Origin of the sequence: Actinomyces sp. HMSC075B09, from assembly GCF_001812395.1 — a bacterium.
GTDB classification, from domain to species: domain Bacteria; phylum Actinomycetota; class Actinomycetes; order Actinomycetales; family Actinomycetaceae; genus Gleimia; species Gleimia europaea.
Genome location: NZ_KV808739.1, coordinates 90,679 through 108,089, shown reverse-complemented (window position 1 = coordinate 108,089; position 17,411 = coordinate 90,679). Strand labels below are relative to the sequence as shown.

The window sequence follows — 17,411 nt, the reverse complement described above, 5'->3', positions numbered from 1 at the left end:
ATGGTTGCGGGAGTAGGTATTCAGAGGGGAAGTGCCGAATCTGAGGGTGGTTTCTGCCAGTTTGGGTCGGAATACCGTTTTGCAGCTCACTTCCTTGTGCAGGTGTGCCGATTATAGATCCGTGGTGGTGGGTGGTAGGTGCGCGGTAGGTGTGCATATGAAAGGGCGGGCAGTTCAAATGAACTGCCCGCCCAATCGCTTATGCGAATGCGGTTTAGAGGCCGCCCAGGACCTGCGCCACGAGGATCTTGCCGATCATCGCGACGGGGTAGATCAGAGCGTAGCCAAGTGCAACACGCGGGTCCGCGTTGGTACGTGAGTTCGCGAATGCGAGCACCGCAGGCTGGGTTTGTGAGCCGCCGAGGAAGCCAGCAAGCTGCGTGCCACCCATCTTGAAGATCCACCTCATGACCATGTACAGGCCAACAGCCATAATCGAGGTGACTACCATGCCGAGGATGAGGATATTCAGCCAGGAGCCGGATGCAAACGCCTCACCGATCTGGCCACCTGCTACCGTGCCCGCTTGGGCGAGGAAGACGAGCAGACCGAACTCGGAGAGCACCATCGCAGCGGTGTAAGGAATAGCGGTGACAACCTTGCCGATACGTCCGATCTTGCCGAAGATCAGACCAACAATGAGCGTGCCGGCCGCAGATCCGATTGAGAAGTACTCGCCCGATGGGGTGAGGATCGGCAGTTCGCCAAGAACAATGCCGAGCGCCATGCCAAGACCTAGTGCAACCGGGTTGATGTCAGAAAGACCGCGCGCGGAGTCCCCGAAGAACTTAGTAATCTCACGCATCTTCGAGGTCGGGGCTACAACGCGTACGCGGTCACCCTGCTGAAGCACGAGGCCCGGTTCGCCAACCATGTCGATGTCACCGCGGCGCACGCGGGAGATAGTTGCGGAGAACTTGTTTCCCATGTCGAGGTCTGCAACGGTGCGTCCAGCCAGCTTCGGGTCGGACACAGTGATGCGCCGGAAGTCCAGGTAAGAGCGGTCTTCCATGAGGGAGTGTGAAGAGCCATGACCAAGTTCGGTTGCAACGCGCGCAACGAGTTCGCGCGGGCCTACAACAGTTACGAGGTCGTCGTGGTTCAGTGAGTCGGACATTGCCGGTTTCTTGATTGGGCCGGTTTCGCCGCGCCTGATTCGCGAGAAGGTTACCTTCTTGCCCATCATTTCGTAGATGTCGCCAACCAGGGGTTTGTCGGAGCGCTCCACGCGGATGGTGCGGTTTGCAAGTGGCGACGGCTTATCAGTGTCGTTCTTGCCGGCGCGTAGCGCCGCCATGGCTGCGATCATCATGCCGATTACGCCAAACAGGTAGGCAATGGAGTAACCAACGGTTGCAAGGCCCGGGTCGCCAGATGCTTGTCCGGCGGCTGCCAGTGCCGGCGTGTTAGTGAGTGCGCCAGCAAAAGTACCGGCAACGAGGGCGATGTCCATGTCGAACACGTAAATGCCGAGGCCGTAGGCAGCTCCTGCAGCAACTATGTAGAGGGCGACAGTGGCCAAGATTGGGCCGAGAGCTGTCTTAATGTTATGGAAGAAGCTCGGGCCAGAGTTAACACCGATTGCAAATGCAAAAACCGCGAGGCCAAGAACGCCAAACACGCCCGGAATTCGGATTTCTACTCCGAGGGTTTCTGCCCATGCGGATACAAAAATCGCTAGGAATAGAACGGCGGCGGCTCCAAGAGACACGCCTTTAAGTTTGATATGTCCAACGAGCATGCCCACGCCAATCAAGATGAAGAGCATGAGGACCGGCTGCTCGGCAAAGAAGGTGAATATGCTTACCAATTCTTTCTTGTACTCCTGACTAAAACTTTCCGGGCGGTTTCAGTTTCTTTGACACTGTCTTCGCCGCCCCTGGTCTTTCATCGCAGGGTTTCGTTCTGGCGTTTTACGCCATGTAAACCATAGCATGAAGCTGGGCGCACGTTTTCTCGCTAAAACTATGATTGTTGGAGAAACATTACACTGTGTTTGGACTCGCTTTAGTTAAGCAATGATCTTTGATTTTCTTGGTGAATCAAATGTCCACCCCGGGTCAGTAAGCATGCGTGAGATGGCGAGCCCGACGCCGATAGCGAGGATCACGAATGATACTTCCGCAATCGAGGCGAAGGCAGTGAGCGTTTCTCCTTGGTTGACTGCCGTGATGGCGCGGTAGAACGGCACGCCCGGGATCATGATGACCACGGCTGGCACGGATAGCGTGACGCGGGAAGAGCGGACCCTCGTGGACAGCAGTGCGGCGAAGAGGCCAACCAGCATGCTCATCAGGCCAACCATCGCCTGGTTTGGGTATCCGAGAGAAACCAGCAGGATCCGCAGGGGATTCAAGAGGGCGCTGACCAGGCCTGCGGTTGCGGCGATGGATAGGGGAGTGTTGAAGAGTACTCCAAAAGAAGTGGCGGCGATGAATGTGGCTAGAGCGTTTAATGCCAAGAGTAGGAGCGGTGCGATAACCATTGGCGCACCGGGTTTAACAGACCAGTTGGTTACGAAGGTTACTGCCCAGACGGATACGCCTGCCGCCACCATTAAAATCGCAACGTAGGTTCCCCTTGTAATGCCCGCATTTAGGTCTAGGCGTACAAGGTCAAGGATTGCTGTGACCAGCGGAAATCCGGGCACGAGGAAGAGGATTGCAGATACCGCTCCGGCCTGGTGGGTGTTATCGGCGAAGCCGAAAGAAACCATCGTTGAAACCGTGCCGATGTAAATGGAGGTTGCGATCGCGGAACAAACCATCCAGGTGGCTACGTGGTTAAACCGTTTACCCAGCATCATGGAGCGCACGTATTGTCCAAGGAAAGCGGCTACGAGTACCGCCAGGCATTCGATGAGGCCGCCCTTGTTCAAGAACGCGAATCCGGCGCAGCCAACTCCTGATGCTACTGCTAGTTGGAGGCGCGAATATAGGTGTGGTTGCGCCGCGATCGCATCGAGGGCTTGGTCGGCGTCCTCGGCCAGCATGTTGGGACGCAGTGAGCGGGTGAACTGTCTAAGGGCGTCGATTCGCGCCGCGTTGACTCCTACTGCGCGCTGTTCTACAACTTCTGTGCGGAAGGTGTCCGCTTTGAAAGCCGTAGTGTTGAGCTCCATTAGCGAGGCGTGAGTTTCAAGTTTTTCAATCCCGATGGCATGTGCGAGGCGCTCCATAGATGCTTTGACACGGTAGGAGCCGGCCCCGGCAGCCATGAGCATGCTACCTAGTTTCACAACGACGCTCGTTTGGTAGGCCAAGCGTTCGCGTCTGATGCGGTTCTCCCGCACCTCCTCTTCTGTCAAGGACAGAATCTGAAGTTGCTCGGCTAGTTCTTCTGAATTTTCGGCGGTATTCTCCGTAAGCGCCCTGATGACGTCTTCGGTTGGTTGAGGTGCGGGCGAGGGCTGGTTGTCTGCCACAGCTGTAGCAACATCCTCGCCACCTGTATTGGCCTTGCGAAAGCGGTTCTTGAACGAATGGAATATTTGCCTAGACATAATGTGTATTCTACTTTTTGCGATCTGGGCGAAAAAGTTTGAAGTACGTAAAGGTGCTCACACCACGTGCGGGGCTCGAATCGGCATAACGGCTGGTTCGACCATGACCGAGAGAGTTCGGGCGCCCTGAAAGACGTCAGCATAATTTGATTCTTTAGCTCCTAGCGTCGCGCGGACGATGTAGATGACCGCTTGCGACCCGCATCCATTATTTGAGATCGTTCATTCCTGGTTTCACGTTTTGCACGCAAAGTTGCGTACTGTGTACCCATGGCTTGTTCAATTCAGATTGTCTCTTCGCGCCGCGTGATTATTCGTTGGCGTGCGGGCTTTGCTGAATAAAGATAAGCCGCACGCCTTACCCTCGCACCCTAAAAGGTCGAGGGTTTTTTATTGCCGCCCTAGCCTTGGGAGACTGAAGTGAAGAAACAGGGAAGATCTAAGTCGAGGAAACCGCTTCCTAGCTTCGACGCTCATCTTGGTCGCGAACAAGCGTCTAAGCCAGAGCATATTAGTGGAGCGAGCGCGGTTGTACGCAGCCTTGAAAACCTGGATGTGACGGATATTTTCGGCATGCCAGGCGGTGCGATCATTCCTGTGTACGACGCGCTTCTTGATTCTAAGAAGCTGAACGTCATTTTAGTTCGCCACGAGCAGGGCGCTGGTCATGCGGCTCAGGGTTACGCGATTTCTACGGGCAAAGTAGGTTGCGCCGTGGTTACCTCTGGTCCTGCTGCAACGAATACATTGACGGCGCTCGCGGATGCGAACCTCGATTCGGTGCCGATCGTTGTGATCACGGGCCAGGTGGGAGCCAGTTTCATCGGAACCGACGCGTTCCAAGAAGCCGACATCGTAGGCGCATCTATGCCGCTCGCCAAGCACTCCTTCCTCGTCACGAAGGCCGAGGACATCCCCAGTAGGATCGCGGAAGCGTTCTACCTGGCATCTTCGGGCCGGCCCGGTCCCGTCCTCGTGGATATCACAAAATCCGCGCAAAACGACATGCTTGATTTTTCGTGGCCACCAAAGCTTGACCTGCCCGGATATCATCCGGCTTCGCGCCCACACAGCAAACAAGTTCGCGAGGCGGCGAAGGCGATTCATGAGGCCGAGGCTCCCGTGTTCTACGTGGGTGGTGGCATGATCCGTTCCGGGGCGAGCGAGGATCTAGCCAAACTGGTCGAGCTGACGGACGCACCCGTGGTGACAACCCTGCCGGCTCGGGGTGCGTTCCCCGATTCAGACCCGCACAACCTGGGAATGCCGGGTATGCACGGGACTGTGGCTGCTGTGGGGGCACTGCAAAAGGCAGACCTCATTGTTTCTTTGGGAGCGCGCTTCGATGATCGCGTGACCGGCAAGCTAGATTCGTTTGGGCCCCGCGCGAAGGTCGTCCACGTAGATATTGACGCAGCAGAAATCTCCAAAAACCGTTACGCCGATATTCCGATTGTGGGTGATCTGGCGTTGACCATGAGCGCGCTCGTGGCCGCTGCAAAACCGTTGTATGAGGAGGAGGCAACCAACCTGTCCGGTTGGTGGCGCTACCTGAACCGATTGCGCGACACGTACCCGCTGGGTTACGAAGAACCAGGCGATGCTATGGCCCCGCAATACGTGCTCGAGCGCCTATCCGAGGTAGTTGGGCCAGATGCGATCTACACGACGGGCGTAGGTCAGCACCAGATGTGGGCGGCGCAGTTCGTTAAGTATGAGAGGCCGCGTAGCTTCATCTCTTCGTGCGGGCTTGGCACCATGGGGTACTGTGTACCCGCGGCGATGGGCGCGAAGGTCGGAAACCCGGATCGGGTTGTGTGGGCGATCGATGGTGATGGTAGCTTCCAGATGACTAACCAGGAGCTCGCCACTTGCACTATCAACAACATTCCCATCAAGGTGGCTATTATTAACAACTCGGTGCTCGGCATGGTGCGGCAGTGGCAGAACCTGTTTTACAACGAGCGCTACTCGCACACCTATTTGAACACTTCGGAAGCACAGATTCCGGATTTCTTGAAACTCGCAGATGCGTACGGCATGGCGGCGCGTAGGGTTACTAGGCCAGAAGAAGTTGATGAGGCTATCGAGTGGGCAATGTCAATCAATGACCGCCCCGTTCTCATCGATTTTAGGGTGTCGAAGGACGCGATGGTGTGGCCGATGGTGGCTGCGGGCGTTTCCAACGATGAGATAAATTACGCGCGCGGTATCGCGCCTGAGTGGGAAGAGGACGTCTAATGAGTGAAATCCGTACACTTTCGGTGCTCGTTGAGAACAAGCCGGGCGTGCTCATGCGCGTTGTCTCCCTGTTTGCGCGCCGCGCGTTCAACATCCGTTCGCTTGCAGTAGGTGAGACCGAGCATCCGGAGATCTCCCGCATGACCGTGGTGGTGGAGGTGGATAAGCATCCGCTGGAGCAGATCACGAAGCAGCTGAACAGGCTGGTGAATGTGCTGAAGGTCGTTGACGTGTCGGCCTCCCCCTCGGTAACGCGCCAGCTGGTGCTGTTTAAGGTGCATGCGGATGACGAGCGCCGCACCGTGGTGCTTCAAATCGTTGAGCTTTTCCGAGCTCACGTAGTTGATGTTTCCCCCACCTCGGTTGTTATTGAGGCCGTGGGGGATAGCGAAAAAGTTAACGCACTTCTCACTGCGCTTGAACCTTATGGCGTTTGTGAGATCGTTCAATCAGGGACCCTGGCGATTGGTCGAGGTCCGCGTTCCATAACCGATCAGCTAAAGGAGAAAGATCGTGGCTGAAATTTTCTATGACGACGACGCCGACCTATCCGTCATTCAGGGGAAGCGCGTAGCGATTATTGGCTACGGCTCCCAGGGACACGCTCATGCGCTTAACCTGCGTGATTCGGGCGTTGAGGTTGTGGTTGGCCTGCGCGAGGGTTCTAGCTCGTGGCAGAAGGCTGCTGAAATGGGGCTGCGTGTAGCCACGATTGCTGAGGCTGTGAAGGTTGCGGATGTGGTTATGATCCTCACGCCGGACCAGGTGCAGCGCGTGGTTTATGCACAGGAGATTGAGCCGAACTTGAAGGACGACGCTGCTCTATTCTTCGCGCACGGCTTCAACGTACGTTTCGGCTACATTGCGCCAAGTGCGGGCCACGACGTGTGTATGGTTGCTCCGAAGGGCCCGGGCCACACGGTTCGCCGCCAGTTCGAAGAGGGTAGGGGCGTGCCTGCGATTGTTGCGGTAGAAAACGACGCGTCCGGCCAGGCCTGGGACGTTGCGCTTTCCTACGCTAAGGCCATCGGCGCTACTCGCGCAGGTGCAATCAAGACAACGTTCAAGGAAGAAACCGAAACGGACCTGTTCGGCGAGCAGTCCGTGTTGTGCGGCGGCGTCTCCCAGCTGATTACCTACGGTTTTGAGGTGCTTACCGAGGCCGGCTATCAGCCTGAGATCGCTTACTTTGAGGTGCTCCACGAAATGAAGCTGATCGTGGACCTCATTAACGAGGGAGGCCTTACGAAGCAGCGCTGGTCTTGTTCCGACACGGCAGAGTACGGCGATTACGTGTCCGGTAAGCGCGTGATCACCCCGGATGTGAAGGAAAACATGAAGGCTGTGCTCGCTGATATTCAAGACGGCACTTTCGCAAAGCGTTTCATTGCGGATCAGGATGCGGGTGCACCCGAGTTCTTGCAGCTACGCAAGGAGCACGAGTCGCACTCGATCGAACAGACTGGCCGCGAGCTTCGCAAGGCTTTCGGTTGGACAGATGAGGACGAGGACTACACAGGAAGCGCAGCGCGCTAAACCTGGCTTTAAGTAGAAGTATGGGAGCACTTGCGAGTGCTCCCATACTTCTACTTAGTAACCCTTTAATCTAGGAGATCTGCCTGGTCTCCAGGTAATAGCGTTTCTCGTTGGCCTCGCCCAGCGAAAATGATTTGCGCGGCATAGCCCCCTGTTTTGCCACGTATTCAAATAGGGAAGATCGATCCAACGCCGGCAGGTCAATACCGAGCGCATCTTCCTCATTTACGAGGCGGGCAAGTTCTTCCTCGCCGTGAATGTACTCGCACGCGTGGGCCGGGTCTAACCCAAGATCACTAATCAGCTGGTCAATTAGCTCTTGTACCGGTTCAACCACAAGAGCACCCGGTTGAACGAGCTCTAACGTGTGACGCCCGCTCGCGGTGAGAAGATCAAGCGAGACAACCTCGCCGTCATGGCTTTCGTTCCATTTGGCCGCAGCATCTTGCAGTTGCTGCGCCGAAATGCCGCGCAAAAGGCGGTGGATCGGCTCCATGACTAGGCCGTCATCATGCACGTTTATAAGTTCAACCAGTGCGAATCTTGCCGGATGACTTGCAAGCTCAGATGGCGAAAGCGTGGGCTTGAGGTGCTCCCAGTGAGACTTCGCGGCCGCAAGCGAATGGTTACCATCGCCCACAATAAAGCGGAAACCGTGGCGCTCCTCAAGTCCATCAAGCACGCTCTTGATGGACGCCCACAGCTGGGAATCACCGGGGATGTGCCAGCTCTTGACGCTACCGCCTTCTTGCATCAGATCGGTACTATACAGCGGGCTTAGCGTGGCAGGATCAATGAGTTTTTGGACCTCGAAGTCGGGGTCATCGTAGAGAACTTGCACGTGCGGAAGTTCCAGTGCGGCGCCGCGGCGCACGGCCTCGCGGGCGGGAATACGCTCCAAAACAGTGGCTTCGGAGGCGCGTGCATCAACTTCTTGGCCGGTGTAGGAATAGGTTTCGAGGTCGAGCGCAAGCACGAGGCTGCGGCGTTTTTCTACGTAGGGTGTTGCTCGCTCCGTGTAGATAACGGTGTTTTCAACCACCTCAATATGGGAGTCAAGGTATTCGTGCATGGCGGCATAGGCGGCCTTCACGCGCGCTTGCAACTCCTCTTCGGTTTCGATCGCCAAATAGACTTCTGGCACGATCATGCGCAAGGTGGATGGCGCGTTGCCTACTATCTGTTCAACTTCGCTCCAATATGCGGGTGAGGCGGAAAATTGATCCGCGGCAATCACGCACCATTTGTATAGGTCCGCTTCTTTTGGCAGGCCAATGTTTGCGGGGAAAACTTGAGCAGTGGTCAAGGCGACTCCTTAAGCTGACTCCCTCCATCATCGCAGATCGGGCGGGGCCTTGTTGGGCCGTATCGAAAGGTAGAGCGTTCACGCTGTGACCACTGCCGGTGCCAGGGGAGCGCGATACCTAAAATAGACTTAAATCGAAGTGAGGAAGGAAGCATCATGAGCGACGGGCTAAGCCATAACATGACGGCGTTGGAAACCGAGGGGGCACGGGCGCTACCAGCGGCCAAGGACGTGGCACAACGTTTTGAAGTGCAGCCACATCCGGCGCCTGCGAGCGAGGAAGCCTGGGCGAAGGCAATGGATGACCTGAGCTTTGGTGCGGCCTATTCGGACCACATGGCCCGCGCGATTTGGACGAGGGGGCAGGGGTGGCACAGCAAGCAGGTTGTCCCGTTTGGCCCACTTACCCTTTCTCCGGCTGCGGCGGTGCTGCATTACGGGCAAGAGATTTTTGAGGGAATGAAGGCATACCGTCACGACGATGGGTCAATCTGGACTTTCCGCCCCGGCTACAACGCGGCTCGCTTTAATGCGTCAGCAAGGCGTATGTGCATGCCGCAAATGGAGGTAGAGGATTTTGTGGGCGCGATCTCTGCCCTCGTTACCGAGGACGCAAAGTGGGTGCCCACCCCGTTTGGTTCCTCTCTGTATCTGCGACCGGTCATGTTTGCCTCCGAGGCGTTCCTGGGCGTGCACGCCGCTGCGGAGTACACCTTCTTGACTATTGCTACCCCCGTTGGTCTCTACTTCAAGGATGGTTTAAGCCCCGTATCTATTTGGGTTTCGGATGGCTTCCACCGCGCCGGCCCCGGCGGAACGGGAGCAGCGAAGACGGGCGGGAACTACGCTGGCGCCCTCCTGCCCCAAGAAGAGGCGGCAGATGCTGGATTCGACCAGGTCTGCTTCCTGGATGCGCGCGAGAACCAATATTTGGAAGAACTGGGCGGCATGAACGTGTTTGTGGTGCGTGGTGATGGTTCGGTGCGTACACCGAGCCTTACTGGCACCATTTTGGAAGGCTCCACCAGGTCTGCAATTATTCGCCTGCTGCGCGACCGTGGAACTCCTGTTTTTGAAGAGAGGATTCGCCTATCCGATTTGGCGCAGGACATTAGGAGCGGTGAGGTAACTGAAATGTTCGCCTGTGGAACTGCCGCGGTGGTAACGCCAATCGGAAGGCTGGCATCAAAGGACTTCGACCTGGAGATTCCTGGATCCGAGCTCACCTTGTCGATCTACAACCAACTGGTTGGCATCCAAAATGGGCACGAGCCAGACCCGTACCACTGGCTCTACCGCATCGTGTAGTCGTTGCTAGAAAAAGTAGCTCCCATCGCCGCTGGGCGATGGGAGCTACTTTATTTGCAAGTCTTGTTTACTCGCCGGAGAATTCCTTCTTCAGCTTGTCAACGCCGGCCTTTAGGTCTTCGCCGGCCTGGTCTGCCTTCCCCTTGACGTCTTCAGCAAAATCCTTGATCTTGCCAGCAACCTGATCTGCCTTGCCTTCGGCCTTCAGATCCTTGTCCTGGGAGACCTCGCCAGCAACTTCCTTCGCCTTACCGGCGATCTTGTCTTTCATACCGTCTACCATGGTTAACTCCTATCTATTGAAAACCGAAACATATATTATTCTAGCGACGTCACCTTAAGGTTTCCTGGGCAAAGCGCATTAAACCGCGTCAAACTAGGCGAAAGTCGGGGTCTAATCCCGCTTCCTTCGTACCAAAGAGATATCTCTTACCGCGCCTTGTGACGCTGAGGTAGCTGTCATCGCGTACAGTTTCAAAGCATCTGAAACTTCGCGTTTACGCTCCTTCGGAGTCCACGGTTCGCTACGCTCCAACTGCTTGTTACGGCGCTGGGCAAGTACTTCTTCCGGCACATTGAGCGTGAGCTCGCGCCGATCCACGTCGATGATGATGCGATCCCCATCTTCAATCAGGCCAATCGTGCCGCCCGCTGCGGCCTCGGGAGAGATATGCCCCACGGAAATGCCGGAAGTGCCACCCGAGAACCGCCCATCGGTAATCAGAGCAACCTTCTTGCCCAGTCCGCGACCCTTGATAAAAGAGGTCGGATACAGCATCTCTTGCATTCCCGGCCCGCCCGATGGGCCCTCGTAGCGGATCACAACCACGTGGCCTTCACACACGGTCTTGTTCAGGATCTTCTCGATGGCCTCTTCCTGGGACTCAAAGACGATTGCTTCCCCCTCAAAGTGAAAAAGGGAAGGATCAATACCAGCCGCCTTGATGACCGCTCCCTCAGCTGCCAAATTGCCGTGCAACACGGTCAAACCGCCACTGGCAACGTAAGCGTGTTCTACAGACCGGATACAACCAGCCTCGCGGTCGGTATCCAGCTCTTTCCACCTGTTGGCGGTCGAGAACGGCTCGGTTGTGCGCACATTACCGGGCGCGGCAGAGAACAGCTCAAGCGCTTCAATCGACGGCGATCCCCCACGGATATCCCACTGCGCAAGCCACGACTCTAGATCAGGGGAGTGAACTGCGTGCACCGAATGCTTCAGCAGCCCAGCGCGGTCAAGTTCACCGAGCAGGGCTGGCACGCCGCCTGCGCGGTGCACGTCCTCCATGTGGTAGTCGTTGTGGTTTGGCGCCACCTTCGAAAGCGTTGGCACGGTATCTCCCAGCCGGCCAATGTCGTCCATGTCAAAATCAACGCCGCCCTCGCGAGCCGCTGCCAGCAGGTGAAGGACCGTGTTGGATGATCCTCCCATTGCCATGTCCAGGCTCATTGCGTTTTCAAAAGCATCCTTGGTGGCAATATTGCGGGGCAGTACAGACTCGTCCTCGCCATCGTAATAACGCTTCGCAAGTTCAACCACGAGGCTGCCTGCACGCTCAAACAGGCCGCGTCGCGCCTCATGTGTTGCAAGTGTTGAACCGTTACCGGGCAGAGACAAGCCGAGGGCTTCGGTCAAACAATTCATCGAGTTGGCCGTGAACATGCCGGAGCACGAGCCGCACGTCGGGCACGCGAGTTTTTCGATCTCAAGTAGTTTTGCATCCGAAACCGCATCGTCAGCCGTTGCATTCATGACGGTGACGAGATTGCCATGCCCCTCTTTGGAATCGCCCAAGATCACATTCGGATCAATGTTTTTGCCGGCCTCCATGGGGCCACCCGAGACGAACACGGTAGGAATGTTAAGACGCAGTGCAGCTAGTAGCATGCCCGGCGTGATCTTGTCACAGTTCGAAACACATACGAGGGCATCGGCGCAATGCGCGTTCACCATGTATTCAACCGCGTCCGCAATCACCTCGCGGGAGGGCAGGGAATAAAGCATGCCCGAGTGTCCCATCGCGATACCGTCATCGACCGCGATGGTGTTGAACTCTTTTGATACCCCGCCCGCTTCAGCCACGGACTTTGCAATAATCTTGCCTACATCGCGCAAATGCACATGACCGGGAACAAACTGGGTGAACGAGTTCGCGATTGCGATGATTGGCTTGCCAAAGTCAGAATCCTCCATGCCCGTGGCGCGCCAGAGTGCGCGGGCCCCAGCCATGTTTCGCCCTGCTGTTGAAGTATTTGAACGTAGCGCAAAAGCCATCGCTAACCCTTTCCGTGTTTCCTCAAGCATATTTCGGTTGCTACTTTCGCGGCGCGCCAACTCGCATACCGAACAGTGACCAAAACCCCGCCCGCGCAAAGCCCTCCGTTAGGAGAGTTGGCCGGGGCTACATAAGATGGAAACATGCACGGTGAATATAAGGTTCCAGGCGGGAAACTTGTTGTTGTTGATTTAGACGCTGCAGATGGAGCGCTTGCAAACGTTCGTATCTCCGGTGACTTCTTCCTCGAACCCGATGAAGCATTATTTCGCATGACTGCGGCGCTCGAAGGCCTCGCAGAGCAGTCCAGCGCGAACGAAATCACTGCCGCGCTGGATGCGGTAGTGCTTCCTACAGATACTTTGTTTGGCCTCACCACGCGCGGCGTTGCAATAGCTGTGCGCCGCGCGCTTGGCAAGGCCTTGGACTGGTCCGATATTGACTTCGACGTAATCCACGGCCCGGCAATCGATCCAATGCTCAACGTTGTCATGGATGAAACACTCGTGGAGGACGTGGCTGCGGGCCGGCGCAAACCGTTCATGCGTATCTGGGAGTGGAACGCACCCCAGGTCGTAATTGGCTCCTTCCAGTCGTACTCAAACGAGATCGATGAGGACGGTATCAAGAAGCATGGCATCGTGGTTTCTCGCCGCGTCACCGGAGGCGGCGCCATGTTCATGGAGCCGGGAAACTGTGTCACCTACTCGCTGGTGATCCCCACCGGCCTCGTTGATGGGCTTTCGTTTGAAGAGTCTTACCCGTTCCTTGACGAGTGGTGCATGGAGTCCCTCGAAAAAGTTGGGGTGAAGGCCTTCTACATTCCGCTCAACGACATTTCTTCAGAAAAGGGAAAGATCGGTGGCGCGGCCCAGAAGCGGTTTGCCAACGGGTATATGGTTCACCACGTAACGATGGCCTACGACATTGACACGGTGAAAATGCTTGAAACCCTGCGGATTGGCAAGGAAAAGCTCAAAGATAAAGGTACCCGCTCCGCGATTAAACGCGTTGATCCTATGAAGTCGCAAACCGGCATGGCGCGCGAAGACATCATCGAGGTATTCCTGGATCACTTCCGCGCGAAGTACAACGCGACACCCGGTGAAATCACCGAGGCTGACATCGCAACCGCTAAAGAACGGGCGCGTACCAAGTTCTCCACACCGGAGTGGGTGAAGCGCCTCCCGTAGGTAATAGTTATGACTATGACGCACATTTCTACAAACATCGAGCAGATTCTGGCTCAGATGGAGGATGCTGCTACCTCCTCGGGGCGTCCGGCCAGCGATGTCGACCTGGAACTTGCTATCAAAACTCGCAGTATCGAGGAATGCGAAGTCGCAACGCGCGCTCTCATCCAGTTTGGCCGTCCCGTCCTCATGGGGCAAAACCGCGTTCAAGAGGCCGAAGTGACCACGCCGTACCTGCGCGGGCTGGGCCTGGCTAATCTAACCACCACCATGATCGGACCGCTCCAGACCAACAAGATCAACAAGGCCCTGCGGGTGGTTGATCAGATTGAAACGGTTGATTCATTGCGTCTAGCCGAGGCAATTAATAAGAGGGTCCATGACCGGCGCATAGACGTCATGATTCAGGTAAATACTTCGGGTGAAGAATCCAAATCTGGAACAGAGCCGCAAGAAGCCATTGACGTGGCGCAGCAAATTGCGCAACTGGAAAACCTGCGCGTCATCGGCTTTATGACCATCGGAGCTCATACCACCAACGAGGTGGTGATCCGCAAGTCGTTTTCTGACCTACGCGAAATTCGTGATCGGGCTCTGAAGTTGCCCGGACTTCAAAATGCCAGCGAACTATCAATGGGAATGACTTCCGACTTCGCGCTTGCAATCGCTGAAGGTGCCACGCGAGTTCGAATGGGGTCTGCAGTTTTTGGAGCAAGGAAGTAAACAATGCACACAATCCTAAACATCATCTGGCTCATATTCGCAGGTATCGAACTGGCGCTAATGTACGTATTTTTCGGCCTGCTTGCCTTCATTCCGATCATTACGATCCCCGCAGGTGTGGCGTCATTTCGAATGGCTGCCTACGTGATCTGGCCGTTTGGACGCACAGTTGTGGAGAAGCCGGGAGCTGGAGTGGGCTCTGCGCTCATGAACGTCGTGTGGTTCCTGATTGCGGGCCTTTGGCTTGCTATCGGGCATATCGCCACCGCGTTCACCCTTGCTATCACGATCATCGGCATTCCAATGGCAATCGCCAACCTGAAACTCATTCCGGTAACCTGCTTCCCGTTTGGAAAGAAGATCGTGGCAACTGATGGGCAAGACGGAGTGCTTGCCTAATACGCGGGTACTACGGCGGAACAAATGCGCAGCCGACTACCGGGTCTTCCAGTTGAAGATATTCGGTAGCCGGCTGTTCTATGCGCCAAGTTGCCTACCTCGGCCCTACGTCAAGTAGGCGGAAGACGGGCTTATCTTCGTCAGCCGAGAGCTCGGCATCAACCAGAGCCACCAGCCTCCAGTCGCCGTCACCCTGCTCATCCTCGAACGTGTATGTAACCAAAATGTTGCCCGCCTGCAACAAGCCCGCATTAGCCTCAATCAGGCGATCAGTTACACCCGCGCTTGCCAAATCCGCGTCCTGCGGGCTGGCCGTCCACGAGTATCGCGCTTTTGACCGCGCCTCGGGGCCTGCTCCAAGCCAGTCATATTCTGCGTAATAGCGGTCTAAAACGTTTTCCCACCGGGCTTCGCTCCAGGTTTCAATGCCGTCAGAATCGGCAAAATCAGTCAGACTGTCAAGATCGTCGAGGGCAAAACGGTCCACCCGTTTGAACAGTTCGTTTCGGATCTGCTGGTGGAAGAAATGCGGGTTGGCTGTGATTGAGACGCTACCGTCCTCCGCTGCGCCGAATGCTCGTTCAGCCCCGGACTCACCCGACTCCATCACCGCGGCATCTGGGTTAGAAAGCGCTTCCCACTCGTCAATTAACGAGGAGTCAACCGCGCGGATCAACTGGCCGAGCCACTCGATGATCTCACGCATCTCATCATTCATCAACGAGTCTGGAATAATCTGCCGTAATGCCCGGTAAGCATCCATCAAGTAGCGCAGAATAACGCCCTCGGAGCGGGAGACGTCAAAGCGGGAGACCAACTCTGAGAACGTCATCGCATTCTCAATCATCATGCGCACAACCGACTTTGGTGAAAGCTCCAAATCACCCACCCACGGGTTCGATTGCGCAAACGTGTGGAATGCGGGCTCCAGCAGTTCGGCCAGAGGGCGCGGCCAAGTCACGTCCTCCAGCGCCTCCATGCGCTCCTCATATTCCATTCCGGCTGCCTTCATCGCCGCAACCGCTTCCCCTTTTTCTTCATTTTGCTGTGCAAACAGGAGGGGACGCGGGTCCTCCAGCACTGCCTCGACTATCGAGATTGCATCCAACGCAAAACTATCCGATTGCGCATCTAGCAAATCTAAGGCGGCTAGAGCGAAGGGGGAGAGCGGCTGATTAAGCGCAAAATCGTCAGGCAAATCCCGCATCAGGCGAAGTCGATCAACACCGGCCGCGCGAGCATCTTCTGAAGAGAGCTTCTCGACAACTCCGGCTTGGCGTAGCGATGTGTAGATCTGTCCGAGTCGCCGCAAATGCGGATTGGATTCGCCTAGATCATCGTGATTGTGCGTTGCTAGATATAACAGATGCTCGGTGGGAGCCTTCGGATTAGCCAGCACATTTAACGCCATTGAATGCGTGAACTCAAACTGTGAGCGCAGAGCCTCGGGCTCGGCAGACTGCAAACGCTCGAACGTGGACTCGGACCAGCCAACCCGCCCCTCGGGGAGCTTCTTGCGAACAATCTTCTTAAGCTTCTTTGGATCATCTCCAGCGCGAATCTCAGCTTGACGATTCTCAATCACATGGTCGGGCGCCTCGACAACAACCCAACCCACTTCGTCGAAACCCGCGCGGCCCGCGCGCCCGGCAATCTGGTGGAACTCGCGTGCGCTCAAATGGCGCTCGCGGCGTCCATCAAACTTAACCAGTGAGGTAATAAGTACAGTTGTAATCGGTACGTTAATGCCCACGCCCAGTGTGTCTGTACCGCAAATCGCAGCCAGAAGCCCCTGTTGGGTTAGGCGCTCTACCAGCCTGCGGTAACGGGGGAGCATTCCCGCGTGATGAACGCCTACACCCCGGTGCAATAGGCTGCGAAGAATCTCGCCAAACCCCTTTCCGAAACGGAAATCAGCCGTGGCCTCTTTAATGCGCTCTTGGTGACGTTTAGAAATGAGATTTGGAGTGGCCAGATTAGACGCGGTCTGCATGGCTGCTTTTTGCCCAAAATGAACTATGTAAATCGGATATTTGCCAGTTTCGATTAGCTCCGCAACCGAATCTGCCAGCGGCAACTTTGTGTAGGCCATCTCGAGGGGAACGGGGCGTTTCGCATCATCAATCACCGAGACTGAGCGCCCGGTGCGTTCCTCTAGATCCTTCACAAAGAAAGAGACGTCGCCAAGCGTTGCAGACATCAAAACGAACTGCGGCTTCGTTAGCTCTAACAGGGGTACCTGCCACGCCCATCCGCGCTGTGGGTCCCCGTAAAAATGGAACTCATCCATAATCACCATGTCCGCATCGAGGTCGTCGCCTTCTCGCAGCGCCTGATTGGCCAGAATCTCGGCTGTGCAACAAATGATTGGCGCATCTGCATTGACCGATGCGTCCCCGGTGACCATGCCTACATTTTGTGAACCAAATAGGGATACGAGGTCAAAGAACTTCTCTGACACCAGTGCTTTGAGCGGAGCTGTGTAATATGATCTGCCGCCACGAGCCAGCGAGATGATGTGGCCGGCAAGAGCGATCAATGACTTTCCCGAGCCCGTCGGTGTGGCCGCAATTACGTGGTTGTTTCCAAGTAGCTCAATAAATGCCTCGTCCTGATGCGGATAGAGCGGCCGCCCACCCGACTCTGCCCACGAACAAAACGCCTCGTACAAGGCGTCGGGATCATTAAGCTTCCCACTATCTTCGAGGTCGTCGAGGAGTTCATTCAAAACTGGGCTCATGCTGTGATTGTCTCAAAAACCTGGGACAAAAATTTTACCGGACCTAGAAGGGGTAAGTGAGTTGCTCGAAACAGGGTGGAAAAGCATTGAAACGTCCGGCCTCTGGTTTTAATTAGGGGATATTTTGTTGTTTTTACTCAATGCTTAGTAATATCTGTACATATCCCAAATGTTTCTCTTCCGGGAG

The 17,411-nt window shown here is 55.9% G+C and carries 13 protein-coding genes; 7 read left to right on the top strand and 6 right to left on the bottom strand.

Features of this window, described 5'->3' with window-relative positions; all coding sequences use genetic code 11:
- Positions 1-214: 214 nt before the first annotated feature.
- Together HMPREF2854_RS06445 and HMPREF2854_RS06440 are read right to left on the bottom strand one after the other, a co-directional pair.
- On the bottom strand, positions 215-1,768 hold the full coding sequence (locus HMPREF2854_RS06445) for an aspartate:alanine exchanger family transporter (RefSeq protein ID WP_070620679.1): 1,554 nt from the start codon (positions 1,766-1,768) through the stop codon (positions 215-217).
- A gap of 243 nt (positions 1,769-2,011) precedes the next feature.
- Positions 2,012-3,502, bottom strand: a complete 1,491-nt coding sequence (locus HMPREF2854_RS06440; RefSeq protein WP_070620649.1) for a threonine/serine exporter family protein — start codon at positions 3,500-3,502, stop codon at positions 2,012-2,014.
- A 420-nt stretch (positions 3,503-3,922) separates the two neighbouring features.
- Here HMPREF2854_RS06440 and HMPREF2854_RS06435 point away from each other — a divergent pair, with 420 nt between their 5' ends.
- Genes HMPREF2854_RS06435 through ilvC form a run of 3 tightly spaced genes read left to right on the top strand, consistent with a single transcriptional unit; the run spans position 3,923 to position 7,279 of the window.
- Positions 3,923-5,743: an acetolactate synthase large subunit gene (locus HMPREF2854_RS06435; protein WP_083309431.1), complete on the top strand. Its 1,821-nt coding sequence runs from the start codon at positions 3,923-3,925 to the stop codon at positions 5,741-5,743.
- Positions 5,743-6,264, top strand: coding sequence for an acetolactate synthase small subunit (ilvN, locus tag HMPREF2854_RS06430; RefSeq protein ID WP_070620646.1), 522 nt, complete (start codon positions 5,743-5,745; stop codon positions 6,262-6,264). The genes HMPREF2854_RS06435 and ilvN overlap by 1 nt, the downstream gene beginning before the upstream one ends.
- Complete coding sequence (ilvC, locus tag HMPREF2854_RS06425) at positions 6,257-7,279, top strand: ketol-acid reductoisomerase (protein WP_070620643.1); 1,023 nt, start codon at positions 6,257-6,259, stop codon at positions 7,277-7,279. The genes ilvN and ilvC overlap by 8 nt, the downstream gene beginning before the upstream one ends.
- Positions 7,280-7,349: 70 nt before the next feature.
- On the opposite strand, the gene HMPREF2854_RS06420 is transcribed toward ilvC, so the two are convergent.
- Entirely contained in the window at positions 7,350-8,585 is a 1,236-nt protein-coding gene (locus tag HMPREF2854_RS06420) for a DUF1015 domain-containing protein (RefSeq protein ID WP_070620641.1), read from the bottom strand.
- 156 nt (positions 8,586-8,741) lie between these two features.
- Between HMPREF2854_RS06420 and HMPREF2854_RS06415 the strand changes: the two genes are divergently transcribed.
- On the top strand, positions 8,742-9,893 hold the full coding sequence (locus HMPREF2854_RS06415; protein WP_070620637.1) for a branched-chain amino acid aminotransferase: 1,152 nt from the start codon (positions 8,742-8,744) through the stop codon (positions 9,891-9,893).
- A gap of 67 nt (positions 9,894-9,960) precedes the next feature.
- Here the strand turns inward: HMPREF2854_RS06415 and HMPREF2854_RS06410 are convergent, their stop codons facing one another.
- Positions 9,961-10,176 carry a CsbD family protein gene (locus HMPREF2854_RS06410; protein ID WP_070620634.1) on the bottom strand — a complete coding sequence of 72 codons (216 nt, stop codon included), beginning with the start codon at positions 10,174-10,176 and terminating at the stop codon, positions 9,961-9,963.
- A gap of 111 nt (positions 10,177-10,287) precedes the next feature.
- Positions 10,288-12,168 carry a dihydroxy-acid dehydratase gene (gene ilvD, locus HMPREF2854_RS06405; RefSeq protein ID WP_070620630.1) on the bottom strand — a complete coding sequence of 627 codons (1,881 nt, stop codon included), beginning with the start codon at positions 12,166-12,168 and terminating at the stop codon, positions 10,288-10,290.
- A gap of 144 nt (positions 12,169-12,312) precedes the next feature.
- Here ilvD and HMPREF2854_RS06400 point away from each other — a divergent pair, with 144 nt between their 5' ends.
- From HMPREF2854_RS06400 to HMPREF2854_RS06390, 3 genes are read left to right on the top strand one after another with little or no spacing between them, the layout of a single operon-like run.
- Positions 12,313-13,362: a lipoate-protein ligase LplAB gene (locus HMPREF2854_RS06400; protein ID WP_070620627.1), complete on the top strand. Its 1,050-nt coding sequence runs from the start codon at positions 12,313-12,315 to the stop codon at positions 13,360-13,362.
- Between the two features lie 9 nt (positions 13,363-13,371).
- A complete protein-coding gene (locus HMPREF2854_RS06395) occupies positions 13,372-14,085 on the top strand; it encodes a YggS family pyridoxal phosphate-dependent enzyme (RefSeq protein WP_083309430.1) in 714 nt (237 codons plus the stop codon).
- Positions 14,086-14,088: 3 nt separating this feature from the next.
- On the top strand, positions 14,089-14,484 hold the full coding sequence (locus HMPREF2854_RS06390; protein ID WP_070620620.1) for a YccF domain-containing protein: 396 nt from the start codon (positions 14,089-14,091) through the stop codon (positions 14,482-14,484).
- Between the two features lie 94 nt (positions 14,485-14,578).
- On the opposite strand, the gene HMPREF2854_RS06385 is transcribed toward HMPREF2854_RS06390, so the two are convergent.
- The gene (locus tag HMPREF2854_RS06385) at positions 14,579-17,224 is read right to left on the bottom strand and encodes a DEAD/DEAH box helicase (RefSeq protein WP_070620617.1); all 2,646 of its coding nucleotides are present in this window, start codon (positions 17,222-17,224) and stop codon (positions 14,579-14,581) included.
- Positions 17,225-17,411 lie beyond the last annotated feature (187 nt).

What these genes read in the sequence shown, in the direction of transcription:
- HMPREF2854_RS06400 (WP_070620627.1), top strand. Translation starts at nt 12,313, where the DNA reads ATGCACGGTGAATATAAGGTTCCAGGCGGGAAACTTGTTGTTGTTGAT.
- HMPREF2854_RS06440 (WP_070620649.1), bottom strand. Translation starts at nt 3,502, where the DNA reads ATGTCTAGGCAAATATTCCATTCGTTCAAGAACCGCTTTCGCAAGGCC.
- ilvD (WP_070620630.1), bottom strand. Translation starts at nt 12,168, where the DNA reads ATGGCTTTTGCGCTACGTTCAAATACTTCAACAGCAGGGCGAAACATG.
- HMPREF2854_RS06385 (WP_070620617.1), bottom strand. Translation starts at nt 17,224, where the DNA reads ATGAGCCCAGTTTTGAATGAACTCCTCGACGACCTCGAAGATAGTGGG.
- HMPREF2854_RS06415 (WP_070620637.1), top strand. Translation starts at nt 8,742, where the DNA reads ATGAGCGACGGGCTAAGCCATAACATGACGGCGTTGGAAACCGAGGGG.
- HMPREF2854_RS06395 (WP_083309430.1), top strand. Translation starts at nt 13,372, where the DNA reads ATGACTATGACGCACATTTCTACAAACATCGAGCAGATTCTGGCTCAG.
- HMPREF2854_RS06390 (WP_070620620.1), top strand. Translation starts at nt 14,089, where the DNA reads ATGCACACAATCCTAAACATCATCTGGCTCATATTCGCAGGTATCGAA.
- HMPREF2854_RS06445 (WP_070620679.1), bottom strand. Translation starts at nt 1,768, where the DNA reads ATGCTCTTCATCTTGATTGGCGTGGGCATGCTCGTTGGACATATCAAA.
- ilvN (WP_070620646.1), top strand. Translation starts at nt 5,743, where the DNA reads ATGAGTGAAATCCGTACACTTTCGGTGCTCGTTGAGAACAAGCCGGGC.
- HMPREF2854_RS06410 (WP_070620634.1), bottom strand. Translation starts at nt 10,176, where the DNA reads ATGGTAGACGGTATGAAAGACAAGATCGCCGGTAAGGCGAAGGAAGTT.